We start from the raw sequence: 3,388 nt of genomic DNA, 5'->3' as shown, positions 1-3,388 counted from the left end.
CGCGTGTATTGAAGCCAATTTACCCATCGTACGCGCCAACCCTGTGCACATTAAACGCTTCGCCGGCGCCATTGGCCGCAGAGCGAAAAATGACCGCTTAGATGCTGAGTTAATCGCACATTATGGCGACGCCATTAAGCCTGAAATCACCATTATCAAGGCGGAAAATATACGTTTAATGAGTGATTTAGTCATCAGGAGAAACCAGCTCCTATCTATGCAAACGATGGAAAAGAACCGCTTGCAGATACTGCCCAAAACCTTGCATTCAACCATCAAACCCATGCTCACTGCGATGAAAAATCAAATCACCAACATTGAGCAAAAACTCGTGAAGTTGATTGAAGCATGCCCTGAATATCAGACTAAAAATACGCTCTTACAAAGCGTGCCTGGCATTGGCAGCATTGCGGCAGCATCTATCATCAGTAACGTCCCTGAGCTGGGCTATATAACTAACAAACAAGCGGCATCACTCATTGGTGTTGCACCCGTGACAAAAGAAAGTGGGCGATATAAAGGCAAACGAGTGATCCAAGGTGGACGTGCTCAAGTTCGTACCGTGTTGTATATGGCGATGATGTCTGCGATGCAATGTAATCCTGTTTTTAAAGCCACATATACCCGATTAGTCGCCGCTGGAAAGCCGAAAAAAGTCGCCATTATTGCCTGTGTGCGCAAGATGGTAGTGATCTTAAATTCGATGCTTAGAGACGGCGTGATGTGGGATAAAAATCTCGCTAAAATTTAGGATTGACGACATACTCGTTTGTTATGTGTGTACTACCATGACAACTCTTGCTTAGATGCATTTAAGTTTTCGTTATACATCATTTCAATCATTTGATAAGTACACATATCAATCGTTCCACAATAATCCTGTATAGTACGGTCTAGAATATCTGGATTTTTCGCATTAGTTAGCCGCTTAAATGCATCCAAATTTTCCTTCTCCATCATTCGCAACATAGTTTCCTGGCACATATCGACAGTGTCGCAGTAATCTTTTTTGACGCGGTTTTGGATATAACTAATTACTTCGTTTTGTTGCGCTTTCGAGCCATCAAACTGTAAAGGATGAATAAATTCAGCATTCACCGAGAAGGATGCTATAGCGGCTAGAAACATTACTTTTCTCATGATAATCCCTTTAAATACTGATTAGCACATAACGCCCGCATAAGCGGAACAAAATGCTTGGCTAAAATTGGTGAGGCACGAACCAAGCCAAACTATTTGGTTCCGCCTTAATGCGTTTGTTAGGGGCGTGCTTCAGCTTGCGAACAAGTCTCCTTGCCCTTTTTCCAAAGTTCTTTTGTGTCTGTGAGCCAAGCCTTGAGGCGTTTGGCTTATTTGCTGACCATTGATATTGTCTAATACAGTTTCGACCGAATACCCTGTTATAGCGATTTCACCGACTTCGTCTAATTTGCTATGAATGTTTAAAGCACACTTGATCGCAGACCCATGTTGAAAACTAATTCTTTCGTCTAGTACATCTTGTTTAAACACTTGGTCTTTCATTGTGAAACTAATAGTTTCGCCATCAAAAACACCTTTCCATTTGTAGTTACCTTGCTTCAACACTGGAGAAACAATTTCAATAATTGCTTCGTCCACCGTTTCGACTGGTAGTACGTTAGAACTTAAGATAAAGCGCTTAAAGCTACCGCGTACCACCTCAGTTTCGGGGCTAACCTCACTACCGTCAGATGTGAGACCATTTACACCTAACTTAGTGACTTTATTGTATGTGTTTAAATGCTTGAATAGATTAGAGCGTCGAGTGATAACCTTGTAGTTTTCATTTACTACTTCGGCGACTTTTGTGACTGTTTCAGATTGTACTTTATCTTCTGCTATCTCTGCTTTTAAAGCTTGAATCCTCAATTTTCGTTCTTCGATACTCAAACGAAGGTCTTCTTTTTGAAGGCGCTCCAATTCCGAATCTGATTTGGGTAGCAAAGGGACAGCTATAGCTGCAATGCCAACAATGACAGAAAGAACACCAGCGTTTGCGTTAGCTAGCTGCCATATGTCACGAAGCCCACCCTCTCTGTGTGCTTCGCATTCGATTAAGATGCTTTCATCAAGTGTTTTGGCGATCTCTGTGAGTATCGCAATAACTTCGGCTTCACAACGATTGCGCACCAATGCATCCATTGTGTGAGAATCATCGCTGAAATAGTAGTGCATTTGAAATTTATTAGCTAAGTGTGGCTTATTCATATATTGCATCCATAGAATCCACACTCAATATGAGGTCTAAAAGCACCACTTTCAAATGCAACCATGTGATTATCATCAAATTTTCAGACAAAGCCCCTAACGCCGCTCAACACGCGCGGCTACGGAATGGAGGCGAAGCCGCAATGTAGTAGACGTCGCCGTGACTGGCCTTGTTAAATTCTACCCGATCATTGGGAAACCTTGACCTATAGGCGGAATACCATTCGGATACCGTCTTAGATAGTACTCATAGTTGGATTTAAAGTTCTTCTGGTCTTTAACTGAGGCGAGCCAACTTCTTGCGCTGTCAATTACATCCCTGCAAAAGCGATCAAGGTCCAAGCAGAGAACATCATTCATGACACCGTTGTGTATGCTGATCGGGCTTCCGGGCTCCGTAAAAGCAATTTTACTGAAACCAAGGTCCTTGTGATTATTTCGCCCTTGGTGGAGCATCCCATTTCTGAATGAGTAGCAGACGCCGCCAGTAACAGTGATTTTTCCTAGTGGTGGGTGAAAGTATTTATCAGCCACCCACTTGTTGAACCAAGCGCGATATTTGTTACCGCTATCCTGTCCGTTATCTGACTCCATCGCTCCACAAATGCTTGGGAGCGCCAGCACTGAATGAAGTGCCAAGTAGTAAAGGTTCTGCTCCAAAGCACTTTCAATCTGGTCGAAGTGTACGTCCATGATTCACCTAAATTTTAACATTGTATTAGTGCGCGTGCTCGATTTGTCAAAACCGTTATACGCGTCATTTTTTAACTAACTACTTATAATTAAACACATTTTTAACGCTTGAAGCAATCACTTTGCCTGCAAAAGTGTGCATGCCGCCTATCCCGGCCAAGGCGTTCACATTATCCCCAAAGGATAAATTGTAACCCTATGATTATATTGCATTAATATTTTCTCTTTCGGCGATAATGTGAATGTGCCTCACGGAAAACGCATGAACATCCGCGTCATGAAAGGCTTCCCAGCACGGTCGCTAAGTAATCTTGGTCCATCGCACACATCATTCGCTTGCGTTGGATGCCGGCTTTGAAACTCTTCTCTTGCTTTAATAAATTCAAAACCATCTGCCTTATTCGTGCAAAAACTTCCGCTCGGTCATCTACCTTCCGCTCGGTCATCTACCCTAATTCGGCATGCG

At 42.9% G+C, this 3,388-nt stretch carries 4 protein-coding genes and 1 pseudogene; 1 reads left to right on the top strand and 4 read right to left on the bottom strand.

Annotated features, from left to right (window positions below):
• The coding region (locus BZG75_RS15435) for an IS110 family transposase (protein WP_199878903.1) at positions 1-751 on the top strand (751 nt) is incomplete at its 5' end.
• Between the two features lie 32 nt (positions 752-783).
• Here the strand turns inward: BZG75_RS15435 and BZG75_RS15035 are convergent.
• From BZG75_RS15035 to BZG75_RS15430, 4 genes and pseudogenes are all read right to left on the bottom strand, one after another.
• Positions 784-1,140, bottom strand: a complete 357-nt coding sequence (locus BZG75_RS15035) for a hypothetical protein (RefSeq protein ID WP_077577412.1) — start codon at positions 1,138-1,140, stop codon at positions 784-786.
• A 132-nt stretch (positions 1,141-1,272) separates the two neighbouring features.
• A complete protein-coding gene (locus BZG75_RS15030) occupies positions 1,273-2,229 on the bottom strand; it encodes a hypothetical protein (protein ID WP_077577411.1) in 957 nt (318 codons plus the stop codon).
• Positions 2,230-2,409: 180 nt separating this feature from the next.
• Positions 2,410-2,922 (bottom strand): hypothetical protein, encoded by a 513-nt coding sequence (locus tag BZG75_RS15025; RefSeq protein ID WP_077577410.1) that lies wholly within the window; start codon positions 2,920-2,922, stop codon positions 2,410-2,412.
• Positions 2,923-3,197: 275 nt separating this feature from the next.
• Positions 3,198-3,356: pseudogene (locus BZG75_RS15430) on the bottom strand (ISAs1 family transposase); the annotation flags it as partial.
• Positions 3,357-3,388: the final 32 nt, after the last annotated feature.

The organism is Salinivibrio sp. AR640 (assembly GCF_001995405.1).
Classification (GTDB): Bacteria; Pseudomonadota; Gammaproteobacteria; order Enterobacterales; family Vibrionaceae; genus Salinivibrio; species Salinivibrio costicola.
This window is presented reverse-complemented; position numbering and strand designations above follow the sequence as displayed.